Raw genomic sequence first — 15785 nt, forward strand, 5'->3', positions numbered from 1 at the left:
TCGGGCCGTGGCAGAAACTCTCGGGGACGCCGCGCTCGTCCTCGTCTTCATCATGCTGGGCGGACTCTTCAACGTCGCCGAGATCTCCCTGATCTCGCTCCGCGAGGGCCAGATCCGCGCCCTCGAATCCGTCGGCACCCGGCGGGCGGCCCGCGCCGCGCACCTCGCCGCCGACCCGAACCGCTTCCTGGCGGCCGTGCAGGTCGGGGTGACCTGCATGGGGTTCCTCTCCGCGGCCTTCGGCGCCGACACCCTCGCCGGCAAGGTCGCGCCGCTCTTCGTCGGCCTCGGCCTGTCCGCGGGGGTCGCCGACGCCGTCGCCCTGGTCGTCCTCACCCTGGTCATCAGCTACGCCTCGCTCGTCCTCGGCGAGCTCACCCCCAAGCGCATCGGCCTGCAGCGCGCCGACTCCATCGCGGTGCTCGCCGCACCCGTGGTCGACGTCATGTCGATGGTGCTGCGGCCGGTGATCTGGCTGCTCGGCCACTCCACCAACCTCATGGTCCGGCTGTTCGGCGGCGATCCGGCGGCCGGCCGCGGCTCGATGAGCTCCGAGGAGCTGCGCGGCCTGGTCGCCGCCAACACCGAGCTCGGCAGCGACGAGCGGGCACTGATCAACGACGTCTTCGCGGCGGGCGAGCGCCAGCTGCGCGAGGTGATGAAGCCGCGCACCGAGGTGACCTTCCTCGACGCCGAGCGCCTCGTCTCCGAGGTCCGGCCGGAGACCGACTCCGCCCCGCACTCCCGCTACCCGGTCGTCGAGGGCTCGTACGACGCGGTGACCGGCTTCGTGCACGTCCGCGACCTCTACGGCGCGCGCGGCGTGCAGGCGGTGCGGGTGCGCGAACTGACCCGCCCGGTCAAGCTGCTGCCCGCCACCAAGCGGGTGCTGGAGGCGATGGGCGAGATGCGGCGCGAGGGCCACCACCTGGCCATCGTCGTCGACGAGTACGGCGGCACCGCGGGCATCGTCACCCTGGAGGACCTCGTCGAGGAGGTCATCGGCGAGATCCGCGACGAGTACGACGCCCTCGACACCACCGCCACCCGCCGCCTCGCGGGCGGCGGCATGGAGCTCGACGGCCTGCTCAACCTCGCCGACTTCACCGGCGAGACCGGCGTCGTGCTGCCCGAGGGCCCGTACGAGACGGTCGCCGGCTTCCTCGTCCGCGAGCTGGGCCGGCTGCCCGAGCCGGGCGACCAGGTGGCCACCGGCGGCGGTGTCCTGCTGACCGTGGCGAAGCTCGACGGGCGCCGGATCGAGCGGATCCGGGTGAGTGCCGTCACACCGGTCGAAGCTCACGCGGAAGATGTTTCCTGAGTGGTCGGTGAAACTGGAACAATGGCCCGCATGGTCAATGCAGCGGTCGCAGGTCCGGTCAAGGATCGTCCCCGGGTGCTCTCCGGGATCCAGCCCACCTCGGGCTCGTTCCACCTCGGCAACTACCTCGGTGCCGTCCAGCAGTGGGTCGCCCTGCAGGACGCCAACGACGCCTTCTACATGGTGGTCGACCTCCACGCGATCACCGTCGAGCAGGACCCCGCGCAGCTCCGGCAGAACACCCGGATCTCCGCGGCCCAGCTGCTCGGCGCCGGCCTCGACCCGGAGCGCTGCACGCTCTTCGTCCAGTCCCACGTGCCCGAGCACGCGCAGCTCGGCTGGGTGATGAACTGCCTCACCGGCTTCGGCGAGGCCTCCCGGATGACCCAGTTCAAGGACAAGTCGTCCAAGCAGGGCAGCGACCGCACCACCGTCGGCCTCTTCACCTACCCGATCCTCCAGATCGCCGACATCCTCCTCTACCAGGCCGACCTCGTGCCCGTCGGCGAGGACCAGCGCCAGCACCTGGAGCTCACCCGCGACCTCGCGGAGCGCTTCAACAGCCGCTACGCCCCCACCTTCACCCTGCCGAAGCCGTACATCCTCAAGGAGACCGCCAAGATCCTGGACCTCCAGGACCCGACGGCCAAGATGAGCAAGTCGGCCTCCTCCACCAAGGGCCTGGTCAACCTGCTGGACGACCCCAGGGCCAGCGCGAAGAAGTTCAAGAGCGCCGTCACCGACACCGGCACCGTCGTCTCGTACGACGAGGAGGAGAAGGCCGGCGTCTCCAACCTGCTGCGCATCCACTCCGCGCTGAGCGGGCAGTCGATCGACGCGCTGGTGGAGCACTTCGAGGGCCGGATGTACGGCGCGCTCAAGACCGAGCTGGCCGAGCTGTTCACCGAGTGGGTCACGCCGTTCCAGGCCCGCACCCAGGGCTACCTGGACGACCCGGCGGAGCTCGACCGGGTGCTGGGCCTCGGCGCCGAGAAGGCCCGCGAGGTGGCGTCCGAGACGCTCGCCACGGTCTACGACCGCATCGGCTTCCTGGTGCCCAAGCGCTGATGCGGCAGACGGCCGGACCCGTTCCCGACGGCGGCGGTCTCCCGGGGCTCACGGAGCTCCCGGAGACCGTCACCATCGGCGTGTCGATATCCGTCCCGGACCCGTACGGCACGGAGATCCAGGACGCCCGCGCGGCCCACGGCGACCCGCGCGCCCGGTCCATACCCACCCACGTGACCCTGCTGCCGCCGACCGAGGTGCCGGCGGCGCTGCTGCCGGAGATCGAGGCGCACCTGCTGGCGGTCGCGGCCGTGCACAGGCCGTTCCCGATGCTGCTCCAGGGCAGCGGCACGTTCCGGCCGGTCTCGCCGGTGGTGTTCGTCCGGGTGGAGGGCGGTGCGCAGGAGTGCCGCGCGCTGGAGGCGGCGGTCCGTTCCGGGCCGCTGGCCCGTGAGCTCGCCTTCCCGTACCACCCGCACGTCACCGTCGCGCACGACCTCGCCGAGGACGTCCTCGACGAGGCGTACGAGAAGGCGCGCGGCTTCTCGGCGGAGTTCACCGTGCCCGGGTTCGGGCTCTCCCGGTTCGGTCCGGACGAGGTCTGGCGGCCCTGGCGCGGCTACCCGTTCGGCGGGTAGCCGCGCCGGGGGCGCGGGTCAGGCGCGGCGTTCCCCGGCTCGCGAGCGGCGGGCCGGGATCAGCGCCAGGCAGAACGGCGCGATGAAGAGCGGCGCCACCATGTAGCGGTACAGCGGTGCCGGGTTGGCCGCGAGCACGGTCAGCTGGAAGCCGACCATGACGCCGGCCAGCGCGTACGCCGACCGCATCCGGCGGCCGCGGGCGAAGAGCACGATCGCCGCGTAGCCGAGGTAGCACCAGGTCGCGCCGCGGAAGAGGATCCAGTCGAGCTGCCTGGTCTTGGCGGCGTTGTACCAGAACACCGCGGCGTGCCGGAGCTTGGTCGAGACCGGGTGGGCGTACACCGCGGTGCGGTTCGGGTTGGACGCCATCGGCTGGCCGGCGGCGGCGACGCCGTACAGGTCCTTCGGGGCCGGCGCCGGGTCGCCGATCCAGGTGTACGCGTTCTTCTCGGCGGGGCCGGGGAACGGGGCCCACGCGATGTGGCCGCGGCAGATCCGCGCGTTCATGATCAGGTCGGGGCGCTGCTTCGCGATCTTCGTCCAGATCGCCATCAGCCGGTCGTTGACGCGCTCGGCGGCCGGCCGGTCGAAGTTCCAGGCCAGCACCAGCTGGTCGGAGACGAAGCAGTTGCCGCCGCCCCGCGTCCAGTCCTCCAGCGGGGTGACCTGGGCCATCACCCGCCGGTCGGCCGCGCTGAAGAGCGCGGGCTGGGCGGCGTACGCCACCGCCACGTCGTGGTAGTTCAGCGAGTACACCGAGCTCTTCGCGGGCTGCTTGATCCCGATCGCCGGGTAGACCGCCAGCTGGCACAGCAGCGACACGCCGACGGCGAACAGCGTCAGCACGGTGAGCCTCGCCCGCCGCCCGCGGATCGCGACGGCCAGCGCCAGGCCGGCGATCAGCGCCACGCCCAGGCCGTTGTTGCGGAACAGGCCGAGGCCCACCATCGCCGCCGTGAGGATCCACCAGTCCATCCGCCCCGCCTTGCGGGCGACCAGTCGCACCGACGCCGCGAAGACCAGGACGGCGCACAGCGTGAACGGCACGTCCTTCCAGATGTAGACCACGAACGCACCGGTCGGCGGTGCCACGGCCAGGAGCAGCGCGATCGGCGCCGTCCACCGGCCCCGGGCACCCAGCCCGCGCATCGCGACGCAGGTGTAGGCCAGCGCCGCGGACGCCAGCACCGTCTGGGCCAGCGTCAGCACCGCGAGCCGGCCCGGCAGGTGCACGGCCAGCCACACCAGCGCGTTGTACGCCACCGAGTGCTCCGAGGTCCAGATCCCGCTGGTCACCTGGGAGACGTACACCGCGGAGTCGTAGCTGGTCAGCCCGGGAGAGAAGGCGGCCCACCACACCAGCAGCACCAGCTGGACCCCGGCCCCGACGGCCAGCGGCAGCCGCCAGCGGTCCGGTACGCGCCGTGCGTGCCGTGCGTGGTCCCAATCCTCGGCCCTGGAGCCGTCGAGAAGTGCGGTCATCGGTCTGCCTAGATTCGCCGGGACGGAGGTGGGCCCACCCTACCCGTGGACCCGAACTCCCGATCGGGTGCGGTGGGGCCGGTGTACGGGACGGTCCGCGTCCCGCCGGGGCCGCCCCACGGGCGCGCCCGGGCCGGAACCCGGGGACGCCCGTGCGGCCGGCCGTGTCGCCGCGGGCTCAGCCGAGCGCGAGCATCCGGTCCACCACGCGGGCGGCGGCGGAACCGTCGTCCAGGTGGCAGTGGACCGCCCGGAACCGCTCGTACGCCTCCGCGTGCGCCGCCGTGACCCGGCCCGGCCCGGCCACGTCGCGCAGCGCCGCCACCAGCTCCGCCGAGGTCGGGACGAGCGGCCCCGGCGCCTCGGCCTCGAAGTCGAAGTAGAAGCCGCGCAGCGTGTCCCGGTAGTGCTCCAGGTCGTACGTGAAGAAGAGGATCGGCCGGCCGGTGATCGCGAAGTCGAACATGATCGACGAGTAGTCGGTCACCAGCACGTCCGCGGCCAGCAGCAGCTCCTGGACGTCCGGGTAGTCGCCGACGTCGAAGAGGAACCCGTCGCCGGCGCCCGGCAGCGGCTCCCGGACGTGCGCGTGCGGCCGCACCAGCAGCACGTGGTCGTCGCCGAGCGCGGCCCGCGCGGCCGCCACGTCGAGCCGCAGGCCCAGCTCGAAGCCGTCGCCGTTGGCGCGCTGCTGGTCCTCCCGCCAGGTCGGCGCGTACAGCACGATCCGCTTGCCGTCCGGCACCCCGAGCCGCCGCCGGACGGCGTCCGCACCCGAGCCGTCGGAGAGCACGTCGTTGCGCGGGTAACCCGACTCCAGCACCTCGCCCTCGTAGCGGAACGCCCGCCGCAGCACCGGCGTCGCGAAGGAGCTCGGCGAGACCAGCACGCTCCACTGCGGCACCTCCCGGGCGAGCGCCTCCAGGTAACCGTGGTCGGCCAGCCAGGCGTTGTCGACGTCGTGGGCGATCCGCTTCAGCAGCGAGCCGTGCCAGGTCTGCACGACCACCTGGCCCTCGCGGCGCTCCAGGAAGTCCGGGAAGTGCGTGTTGCCCACCAGGTAGCGGCAGGTCGCCAGCGCCTCGTACCACTCGGTGCTGTGCGACCGCACCGCGCGGGCACCCGCCGGCACCTCGGCCTGCGCGTCGTCGACCACCCACAGGTGCTCCACGGGCGTACCCCGCCGCAGCAGCTCGGCGTGCACGGCCTTCGGGGAGTCCGCGTAGCCGCGGCCGCCGAAGACGTCGTACAGCACCGCGTCGCGCAGCGGCCGCTCCCGGGCCGACCGGTAGCCGGTCGTCCGCAACTGCTCCTGCGCGTACGCGCTGCGCTCGGCCGCGCCGAGCACCGGGGTGGAGTCCAGGACCAGCGTGTCGTGCCAGCGGCGCTGCAGCAGGACGTGCTTGCCGCCGCCGGCCGCGACGGAGACGGGCAGGGCGGTGATCGCGGCGGGCGCGAGCATCAGCGACTGCTCGCCCTGCGGGTCGCCGGCGGGCCGCAGCCGCAGGTCCCACACACCCTGCCGGAGCGGGTGCGGGACGCCGTCGGACGCCCGGACGGAGGCCGGCAGGTGCACGGTGGCGCGGTCGGCCCGGGCGACGGGCAGCCGGACCTCACCGGTGCCGTTCCCGTGCCGCAGGACCAGTTCGAGCGGGCCGTCGCCCGGCAGCACGGCGTGTACCGCGAGGTCGAAACCCCCCTCGGCCGGGGCGATGCCCTCGACCAGGACGCCGCTGCGCTGCACGCACAGCTGCAGGTACCCGTCGGAGAGCTGCTTGACCTGCAGGACGCGGCCGGTGCCGGGCAGGTCGTGCAGCGCGGCGAGCGGCCCCTCCCGGTCGTCGAGCACCGCCCGGACGGTGCTGCCGTCGGGCAGCAGGAACTCGGCGTCCCACTGCTCCGACTCCTCGGTGCCGAGGCCGTCGCCGGTGAGCCCGGCGAGGGGCAGGTCCGCGGTGAACGCGCCGTCGGCGAGGGCGGTGGCGAGCACCAGCTCGGCCGCCGACCCCCGGTGGCGGACCCGCAGCACGCTGTCCGCCGGAAGGGCGGCGGCCCGGCCGCCGAACCGCAGGACGGCGTCCGTGACGGCGGCGGAGGTGATCCGCGCCCGCACGTTCTCGACCCGCAGGCGCAGCCCCCGGTCGTTGAAGTGGGGCACGACCCGGACGTCGCGGTCGACCCACTGCGGCACCGGGTACTCGCCCGACCCGCACCAGTGCGGGGCCAGCGGGCCCGTCTGGCGGCGCAGTCCCGCCCGCAGGACGGCGCCGACCCGCCAGGTGCCGTTGCGCCACTCGCCGCGCCGCATCAGCCGCCGCGGGTCCACGACGGCGGTGAAGCCCGACCAGTCGTGGTTGAAGCGGCTCTGCCCGCTCTCGTCGGTCGCCTCCGGCAGGTGCACCTGCCGGGTGCGGACCCGCAGCGGACGCGCCCGCCCGCCCGCTTCCAGGACGAGGGAGGTGAACCCCGCGGCGAGCTTGCCGGTGCTCCGGTCGCCCGGATGCGCGAAGCCGGTGATCTCCAGGCCGGCGTCCGTCCAGCGGAGCGCGCGGGCACCGAAGACGGGGGAGGGGTCGGGCTCGGCGTCCGGGGTCGGCCCGGTGCGGGCGTCGGCGGGCGCGGCGGTGGTCGTGGTCATCTGGGACGGCTCTCCGAGACACTGTCGGCCAGGTGGGGCCGGCGGCCCGCGTCGTGTCGGTTGGGGGAGGGCCGGGGGAGCGGCGACGGCACTGACGGGACCTGCGGATGTCATCTCACACCGCTGCCGACGCGCAGGTCAACCGGCAGTTTCTGCGAATTTCCCCAGGGAGGAGCGGATCCGTCGAGCCCGAACCGGCGGCCGGGGGATCGGGTGATCCCCCGGCCGCCGCCGTGCTCAGCCCAGCAGCGCGTCGGCGACGCGTGCCGCGGCCCGGCCGTCGTCGAGGTCGCCGTACACCTCGCGGAACGCGGCGTACGCGTCGGCGTGCTCCGCCGCGACCCGGTCGACCCGCCCGAGGGCCTCGACCAGGGCCTCCGAGGTGGCCAGCAGCGGACCGGGCGCCGAGGCCTCGAAGTCGAAGCTGAAACCGCGCAGGTTGTCGCGGTAGTGCTCCAGGTCGTACGTGAAGAAGAGGATCGGCCGGCCCGTGTTCGCGAAGTCGAACATCACCGAGGAGTAGTCGGTGACGAGCACGTCGGCGACCAGCAGCAGCTCCGCCACGTCGGGGTAGGTGGAGACGTCCCAGACGTAGCCGTTGCCGGCGTCCGCGACCTGCCCGCACACCATGTCGTGCGTGCGGACGAGCAGCACCTGGTCGTCGCCGAGGGCCTCCCGGGCGGCCGCCAGGTCGAGCCGCAGGTCGAACTGGTAGCCGTCCTGCGGGCGCCGCCGGTCCTCGCGGAACGTCGGCGCGTACAGCACCACCTTCTTGCCCTCGGGCAGGCCGAGGCGCTCGCGCACCCGCTCCGCGGTCTTCTCGCGGTCGGCCGCGAAGAGCACGTCGTTGCGGGGGTAACCGGACTCGACGACCTCGCCCTCGTAGCGGAAGGCACGCCGTAGCGCGGTCGTGGAGTACCGGTTCGGCGAGACCAGCAGGCTCCAGTGCGGCACCTCCCGGTCGAGGTGCTTCAGGTACTCCGCGTCGGTGAACCAGATCTTCTCGAAGTCGTGCCCGATCCGCTTCAGCGGCGTGCCGTGCCAGGTCTGCAGCACGGTCTGGCCGTCGCGGCGGGTGAAGAACTCCGGCAGGTGCGTGCCGGTCACCACGTACCGCGCGGTGGCGAGCGCCTCGAACCACTCCGGGCTCCACTGGCGCACCGGCTCCGCGGTCTGCGGCAGGTCGGCCTGCATGTCCTCGGAGGTCCACAGGTGGCGCAGCGGCGCCCCGCGGCGCACGAGCTCCTCGTGGATCGCACGGGCCGAGTCCGCGTACCGGCTGCCGAGCGGGCCGATGTACAGCACGGTGTCGGTCAGCGGCCGGGCCTGGAGGTCGGGGAACGCCCTGCGGAGCCTGCGCTGGCCGTAACCGCTGCGCTCCTCCGGCAGGAGGTCCTGGTGCGACTCCAGCGAGAGCCGGTCGAAGTCGCGGCGCTCCAGGGTGATCCGCTTGCCGCGGGCCTCGACCTCCAGCGGGAGCGTGGTGTGGCTGGCGGTGGCGAGCAGCGCGGTCGGCCAGAAGGCGGTGGCGTCGGCACCGTCGGGGCGGAAGTAGACCTCCCAGGTGCCCTGCGCGAGCGGCACGTCGCCGGCGAACGACGCGGTCGGCACGGCCGGCAGGGCGGCACGGAACCGGCCGTCGGTGATCTCGACCGGGTAGCGGTGCTCCTCCTCGCGCCAGTTGTGGCGGATCACCAGCTCGTAGCGGTGCGTGCCGGCGAGCGGGAACGAGCCGCTGACCAGGAAGCCCTCGGTGCCGGTGGCCGCGGTGATCTCGTCGATCACGGGCTGCAGCACCTGGTCGTTGAACTGCAGGTACCCGCTGGGCGAGGCCTTCGTGTACAGCGCCCGGGTGTCCGCCCCGATCGGCAGGTCGAGCTGCTCGGGGTTCTCGCGGTCGTCGAGGACGACGGGCACGGTGGTGCCGTCGGCGAGCCGCAGCTCGGTGTCCCAGCGGTCGCGCAGGCGCTCGGCGGAGAGCGGGTCGAGGGCGTCCCACGCCTCGCGGACGGCGGTCAGGTCGACCACCGGGAACGTCGCGGTGAACGGCACCTCGCGGCCGACGGGCGCGGTCAGCTCCAGCGGGAAGAGGAGGTCGCGGTCGGACTCGACGTGCAGCAGCCGCAGCTGCGCCCCGGCGAGGTCCATGCCGGAGACGGCCCGGCCGGTGAGGGTGACGCGGCCCCGCTCGGCGGTGACGGCCGAGACCCTCGCCCGCACCTTCTCGACACGCAGGTTGACGTGGTTCTCCTTGAGCCACGGCACGACGCGGACGTCCTGCTCGACCCAGTGGGTGGGCAGGTACTCGGCGGTGTCGCTCCAGCCGCCGGAGATCCGGCCCTTGTACACGCCGCCCTTGCCGACGCCGGCCACGAGCACCCGCCAGGAGCCCTCGCGCCAGTTGCCGCGGTGCTTGAGCCGCTTCGGGTCGATCACGGCGGAGAAGCCCGCCCAGTCGCAGCTGTACAGGTCGTGCGGGGAGCTGGCGGTCGCCTCGGGGCTGAACTGCGCCTTGGCGGGCAGGGCCAGCACCCGGCGGCCCTTGGCCTCGCGCAGCACCAGCACCCGCACCATGTCGGTGCGGTGCTCGACGCCGAGGTGCTCGGGGAAGGCGTGCCCGGTCAGCCGCAGCCGGCCGTCCTCCCACGAGGCCTCGTAGAGGCGGCTGCGCATGACGAGCGCGTTGTCGAGGCGCAGCACGTCGGCGGGCACGCTCCTGCGGCCGCCGCGCAGGAACGGGTAGTCGGCGTAGGCACGGAGCAGGCCGCGGGCCGGGGCGGCGCCGTTGCTGTCCTTCTCGAAGCTCAGCTGCTCGACGAACTCGTCCATCCGGCCCTGCAGGGTCAGGTGGTACTTGAGGCGCAGCGGTGCCCGCAGCTTGCGGATCTGCTCCGGGCCGATGGCCCGCAGCAGCCGGCCCACGCACTCCTGGTAGGCGTCCCGGTACGGCTTGTCGCCGTCGAGGACGGACCAGAAGAACATCGGGATCTCCTCGACGAGGTTGTTCTCGTCGTAGGTGCGCAGGTAGCGCTTGAACTTCGGGTCGGTCTGCCCCAGCAGCCAGGCCCGGACGAGCTCCATCGAGGTGACCCGGTCGACGAGGCCCTTGGGGTTGGTCTTCATCTGGGTGATCGACATCTCGCCGACCTCGCGCTCGCGCCAGTGGTAGATCGGCTCGGAGAGCACGTCGACACTGGTGGCGAGGTAGTGGTGCGGCACGCTGACGGGGGCGTCCTCGTAGAGGATGCCCTCGGGGTAGAGGACGCCCGCGCCGTCGAAGAAGCTGCGCCGGTAGACCTTGTTCCAGGCGGTGCGGTCGGTGACCAGGCTGGGGATCTCGGTGATGTGCGTCCGCAGCCGGGTCTCCCTGAACGGCTTGCGGTGCCCGCCCGACTGGTAGTAGCCGACGGCGCGGAAGCGCTGCACGTTGCCGGTGCAGAAGTCCGAGCCGGTCTCCTCCAGGGTGCCGATCATCAGCTCGTACGCGCTGGGCGGCAGGGTGTCGTCGCTGTCGACGAACGCGAGGAACTCCGTGCCGTCGGCGATGTGGCGGTAGCCGGTGTTGCGAGCCGCACCGAGGCCCTTGTTCTCCTGCCGGACGAGCCGGAAGCGGGAGTCCTTGGCGGCGTACGCCTCGGCGATCGCGGCGCTGCCGTCCTTGGAGCCGTCGTCGACCATCACGCACTCCAGGTCCGTGAAGGTCTGGGCCGCGATGGAGTCGAGGCATTCCTCGAGGTAGCGCTCGACGTTGTAGATCGGGACGACGACGGACAGTCGAGGGGCCATCGGGGTTGCGGGCCTTTCATCGGGGGCGTCGGCCGCGGGTGAATCGGCACAGATGTACGGAGATCCTACCGTCCGCCGCTCGTGCGCCCCCGGTCCCGCTCCGGCGCGGAACGGCATCCCCGGGCGCGTGCTCGGCGGGTCCGGGGATCCTGCCCGGGGCCTCCGGCGGCGGGAGGGAGGCGTCCTCCCGGCGCCCGGCCCGCCGCACCGTACGGCCACGGCCGATCCGGCCCGCGGCCGGTGGGGGATGCGCTCTCCGGGCTGCGGCGGCTAGTCTGCCGCTGGCCGAGCGCCGGTCACCGGTCCACTGACGTCCGGAGATCACGGTCGGCTGAGCGCCCCCTTAGAATGAGCTGCAAATGCCCCGCTTCAGTGTGATCGTCCCCGTGTACCAGGTCGAGGAGTACCTGGCCGAGTGTCTCGACTCGGTGCTCGCACAGTCGTGCGCGGACTTCGAACTGATCGCCGTCGACGACCGCTCGCCCGACGGCTGCGCGGCGATCCTCGACGCGGTGGCCGAGCGCGACCCGCGCGTCCGCGTGCTGCACCTCGTGGACAACGTCGGCCTCGGCCGCGCCCGGAACGCGGGCCTCGCGGTCGCCACCGGCGACTACGTGATCTTCCTCGACAGCGACGACACCCTCACCCCCGGCATGCTGCAGGCCGTCGAGGACCGCCTGTCGGCCTGCGCCGACCCGGACGTCCTCGTCTACGACTACGCCCGCACCTACTGGGACGGCCGCGTCGTGCGCTCCGCCTCCGCCCCGGTCTTCGCCCGCCCGGGCCCGGACGTCTTCGACCTCGACGACCGCCCCGACCTCCTCGACCTGCTGATGGTCGTCTGGAACAAGGCCTACCGCCGGGACTGGATCGACGCCGAGGGCCTCACCTTCCCCGCCGGGTACTACGAGGACACGCCGTGGACCTTCCCGGCGCTGCTCGCCGCGGGCCGGATCACCATGCTCGACCTGGTCGGCCTCCACTACCGCCAGCGCAAGCAGGGCGGGAACATACTCGCGACCGTCAGCCGCAAGCACTTCGACATCTTCGACCAGTACGACCTGGTCTTCGCCTTCCTCGACCGCCGCCCCGCCCTCGACCGCTGGCGGCCCGTCGTCTTCGGCCGCATGGTGCACCACCTCAACACGGTCGTCAGCCGGCCCGACCGGGTGCCGCCCGGCGACCGCCGGGAGTTCTTCCGCCGCGCCGCCGAGCACTGCGCCCGGCTCCGCCCCTCCGGCTACCGGCCGGCCGCCGGCGCCGAGGGCGTCCGGACCGAACTGCTCAGCCACGGCCGCTACCTCACCTACCAGAGCGTGCGGGCGCTCGCCCGGACGCGGCAGCTCGCCGGCCGGGCGGCACGGCGGGTCCGGCCCGCCGCCGCCCCCCGCGACGTCACCCCGGCCCAGCAGCCCGACCGCCGCCAGGAGAACACGGTCTCCGACTCGGCCTCCTGACGTCCCCGCCGGCCGCACTGAGCCGCTCTCTGGGCCGCACAGGGGTCGCCGGGGCGCCGCGCCGTGCGGCGCCCGGATACGGCGCTGACCTCGCGGTATACAGGAGCGGTCCATCGCGCTTCCAGGTGATACGGGGGACTTGCCCGTGGATTTCCTCGTCCGGCTCCCGGTGATCGGGCCGATCGCGGCCCGCCTGATGCGGAGCCGCGCCTGGCGGGCGTACGGGCTCTTCACCGACACCCAGGAGAACCGGCTGGCCGGCTCGGTCACGTTCTTCGGCTTCCTGGCGCTGTTCCCGCTGCTCACCGTGGCGCTCGCGATCGCCGCCGCGACGCTCACCGACGCCCGCGTGGACGAGCTCCAGAAGAAGATCGAGGAGCAGGCCGCCGGCCTCGCCGACTCCCTCGACCTCGACGCCCTGGTCGCCAACGCCGCCACCGTCGGCGTCATCAGCGGCGTCCTGCTGCTGATCTCCGGCCTCGGCTGGGTCGAGACGATGCGCGGCGCGATCCGCACCGTCTGGCGGCTGCCCGAGGTGCCCGGCAACGCCGTCCTGCGCAAGGCCTGGGACTGCGTCGTCCTGGCCGGCCTCGGCGCGGTCTGCCTCCTCTCGCTCGCCGCCTCCGCGGGCGCCACCACCCTGGCCCGCCGGCTCGCCGACGCGATCGGCCTGACCGGTGCACCCGGCCGGGTCCTGCTGACGCTGGCCGGTTTCGTCATCGCCGTCGCCGCCGACCTCCTCCTCTTCGCCTACCTGCTGGCGCCCTTCCCGCGGATCACCGGACAGCGGCGGCGCGCCGTCGCGGAGGGCGCGCTGATCGGCGCGGTCGGCTTCGAGGTCCTCAAGGTGCTGCTCTCCTCGTACCTCGGCTCGGTCGCCGGGCGAAGCCTCTACGGCGCGTTCGGCGTACCCGTCGCCCTTCTTCTGTGGATCGACTTCGTCGCCCGGCTGCTGCTCTACTGCGCCGCCTGGACGGCCCTGGACGACCCCGCCGCCGCCCGGGAACGCGCCCGTGAGCAAGGCGGGCGGCTGATCGAGGCGTCCGCCGAGAAGTGACGACGGCGCTCTGTCGGGCACAATCGGATGTGACTAGGATCACGCCTACTTCTCATCCGGAGATCATTCGGATCTCATCCGGTGCGGGGGCGACGGCACACCCCCGCCGTCGGCGGCTCCGCACCGTGAACCCTCTCCGCAGCCACCCCAGGAGCGCCTCGTGACCAGCGTCGACACCGCCGAAGCCACCCCCGTCCCGCGCACGCCGGACGACGTCCCGGGATGGTTCTGGAAGGCTGACCAGGACGTCTTCAGCTGGCTCCTGGACCGCCAGACCGCCGCCGGCACCACCGGTGACCTGCTGGAGCTCGGCGCCTACCTCGGCCGCAGCGCCATCCTGCTCGGCAGCCACCTGCGGCCCGGCGAGCGGTTCACCGTCTGCGACCTCTTCGACTCCGACGCGCCGGACGACGACAACTCCGCCGAGATGGCGATGTCGTACCGCAGGACCCTCACCCGGACCGCCTTCGAGGCCAACTACCTCGCGTTCCACCCCGAGCTGCCCACCGTCGTCCAGGCGCCGACCTCGGTGCTCGCCGACGGCCGCATCCCCGCCGGCTCCTGCCGCTTCGTCCACGTCGACGCCTCGCACCTCTACGAGCACGTCGCCGGCGACATCCTCGTCGCCCGCGACGTCCTCGCCGAGAACGGCGTGATCGCCCTCGACGACTACCGTGCCGCCCACACCCCCGGCGTGGCCGCCGCCGTCTGGGAGGCGGTCTTCGTGCTCGGCCTCAAGCCGGTCTGCCTCACCCCGGAGAAGTTCTACGGCACCTGGGGCGACGCCGAGGCCGTCCAGGCCGACCTGCTCGCCCGCGACTGGCGCGGCGAGGGCTTCCGGATGGACGACGAGATGATCGCCGGCCACACCTGCCACCGGCTCGCCTGGGACGGCCCGCAGCCCGCCGCCCGTGCGGCCGCGGCCGGCCGGACCGTGCCGCACCGCTCCACGGCCCGCCGCATCGCCCTCGACGTGCTGCCGCCCATCGCGACCCGCGCCGCCCGCCGCGCGCTCGGCGCCGCCCGGGCCCGCGGCCCCCGCTGACGGCCTCCCCCGGCGGCCTCCTCCGACGGACGGCCCCGCCGCGGCGGGGCCGTCCGGGTGCTCAGCGGCGCCGCACCGAACCGGCGGCGCCCGCCCACCGCCGCAGCGCCGGCCCCAGCGAAGGCCGGGCGGCCCGCCGCCCGCGCAGCCGCAGCAGCGCCATCACCCCGGCGACCGCGCAGAGCCCCCCGGCGATCAGCCCGGCCGTGCCGCCCCGCCGCCCGGCCGGCTCGCGCCCCGGTCCGGCCGCCACGGCCGGAGCGGGCTGCGGCGGGGCCGCCGCGACGGAGTGCTGCGGGTCGGGCGACGCCGACCCGGCCGTGTCCGGCACCGGGTTCGGCTGCGGCGCCGCCGACGGTGCGACGGCCACGGCCGAGGTGTCCTCGGCCAGCTCGCCCACCGGCGCGACCCGGTCCGCCGCGGCGAAGCCCCAGTCCAGCAGGGCCGCCGTCTCGTCGTACACCTTCTGGTACGTCGTGGGGTGCATGACGGTCACGATCAGCAGCCGGCCGTCCCGCTCCGCCGCCCCGGTGAAGGTCGAGCCGGCGTTCGTGGTGTAGCCGTTCTTCACCCCGATGAGGCCCTGGTACTTGCCGAGCAGCCGGTCGGTGTTGGCGATCCCGAAGCTCCCGCGCTGCCCGGTGGCCCGGTCCACCGCGCCGGGGAACTGCGCGTCGACGGTGGAGCAGTACGCCCGGAAGTCCGCGTTGCGCAGCCCGGCCCGGGCGAACAGCGTGAGGTCGTACGCCGAGGAGAGCTGGCCGTCCTGGTCGTAGCCGTCCGGGGTGACCACGTGCGTGTCGCGGGCCTGCAGGGACTCCGCCCGGGCCTGCATCTGCGCGACCGTGCGGTCGATCCCGCCGTTCATGTGGGCGAGCACCCGCACCGCGTCGTTGCCGGAACTGAGGAAGACGCCCCGCCAGAGGTCCTCCACCCTGTAGTCGAGGTCCTCCTTGATGCCCACCAGGCTGCTGCCCGCGCCGAGCCCGGTGAGCTCCTCGGGGGCGACCCGGTGCACGGCGTCGCGGTCGAGCTTGGGCAGCACCGTGTCGGCGAACAGCATCTTCAGGGTCGACGCCGGCGGCAGTTGCAGGTGCGCGTTGTAGGAGGCCAGGACGTCGCCGGTGGTGCCGTCCGCGACGACCCAGGACCGGCCGGACAGGCCGCCCGGCAGCGCCGGAGCCCCCGACTGCGGCGCGACCTGCACGCCGGACCGGCCCAGCCGCTCGCCGCCCACCGCCTCGCCGGCGGACTGGGGGCGGGCCGCGGCGGCGGCCGGGGTGAGGCCGATCAGGCCGGCGGCGGCCGCGACGGCGCACCGGGACACGAGGTGACGGGTGATCAGCATGG

Annotated in this window: 10 protein-coding genes; 6 read left to right on the forward strand and 4 right to left on the reverse strand. The window is 73.6% G+C overall.

Translation table 11 applies throughout. The features are described from left to right. Nucleotides 1-7: 7 nt before the first annotated feature. The 3 genes from OG335_RS22795 to OG335_RS22805 are packed head-to-tail and all read left to right on the forward strand — an operon-like array spanning nucleotide 8 to nucleotide 2967. Nucleotides 8-1321, forward strand: coding sequence for a hemolysin family protein (locus tag OG335_RS22795; RefSeq protein WP_405012972.1), 1314 nt, complete (start codon nucleotides 8-10; stop codon nucleotides 1319-1321). Nucleotides 1322-1351: 30 nt separating this feature from the next. Further along, a complete protein-coding gene (gene trpS / locus OG335_RS22800; protein ID WP_405012973.1) occupies nucleotides 1352-2389 on the forward strand; it encodes a tryptophan--tRNA ligase in 1038 nt (345 codons plus the stop codon). Continuing rightward, a complete protein-coding gene (locus OG335_RS22805) occupies nucleotides 2389-2967 on the forward strand; it encodes a 2'-5' RNA ligase family protein (protein ID WP_405012974.1) in 579 nt (192 codons plus the stop codon). The genes trpS and OG335_RS22805 overlap by 1 nt, the downstream gene beginning before the upstream one ends. 18 nt (nucleotides 2968-2985) lie before the next feature. On the opposite strand, the gene OG335_RS22810 is transcribed toward OG335_RS22805, so the two are convergent. From OG335_RS22810 to OG335_RS22820, 3 genes are all read right to left on the reverse strand, one after another. After that, nucleotides 2986-4452, reverse strand: coding sequence for a hypothetical protein (locus OG335_RS22810; RefSeq protein ID WP_405012975.1), 1467 nt, complete (start codon nucleotides 4450-4452; stop codon nucleotides 2986-2988). Between the two features lie 178 nt (nucleotides 4453-4630). Next, on the reverse strand, nucleotides 4631-7090 hold the full coding sequence (locus OG335_RS22815) for a CDP-glycerol glycerophosphotransferase family protein (RefSeq protein ID WP_405012976.1): 2460 nt from the start codon (nucleotides 7088-7090) through the stop codon (nucleotides 4631-4633). Nucleotides 7091-7327: 237 nt separating this feature from the next. Beyond that, a complete protein-coding gene (locus OG335_RS22820) occupies nucleotides 7328-10876 on the reverse strand; it encodes a CDP-glycerol glycerophosphotransferase family protein (RefSeq protein ID WP_405012977.1) in 3549 nt (1182 codons plus the stop codon). A gap of 359 nt (nucleotides 10877-11235) precedes the next feature. Between OG335_RS22820 and OG335_RS22825 the strand changes: the two genes are divergently transcribed. From OG335_RS22825 to OG335_RS22835, 3 genes are all read left to right on the forward strand, one after another. After that, nucleotides 11236-12333 (forward strand): glycosyltransferase family 2 protein, encoded by a 1098-nt coding sequence (locus OG335_RS22825; protein WP_405012978.1) that lies wholly within the window; start codon nucleotides 11236-11238, stop codon nucleotides 12331-12333. Between the two features lie 145 nt (nucleotides 12334-12478). Continuing rightward, nucleotides 12479-13390, forward strand: coding sequence for a YihY/virulence factor BrkB family protein (locus tag OG335_RS22830; protein ID WP_405012979.1), 912 nt, complete (start codon nucleotides 12479-12481; stop codon nucleotides 13388-13390). A 160-nt stretch (nucleotides 13391-13550) separates the two neighbouring features. Further along, on the forward strand, nucleotides 13551-14435 hold the full coding sequence (locus tag OG335_RS22835) for a class I SAM-dependent methyltransferase (protein WP_405012980.1): 885 nt from the start codon (nucleotides 13551-13553) through the stop codon (nucleotides 14433-14435). Nucleotides 14436-14496: 61 nt separating this feature from the next. Here the strand turns inward: OG335_RS22835 and OG335_RS22840 are convergent, their stop codons facing one another. Then, entirely contained in the window at nucleotides 14497-15783 is a 1287-nt protein-coding gene (locus tag OG335_RS22840; protein WP_405012981.1) for a D-alanyl-D-alanine carboxypeptidase family protein, read from the reverse strand. Nucleotides 15784-15785: the final 2 nt, after the last annotated feature.

Source organism: Kitasatospora sp. NBC_01539 (assembly GCF_045040525.1).
GTDB lineage: Bacteria > Actinomycetota > Actinomycetes > Streptomycetales > Streptomycetaceae > Kitasatospora.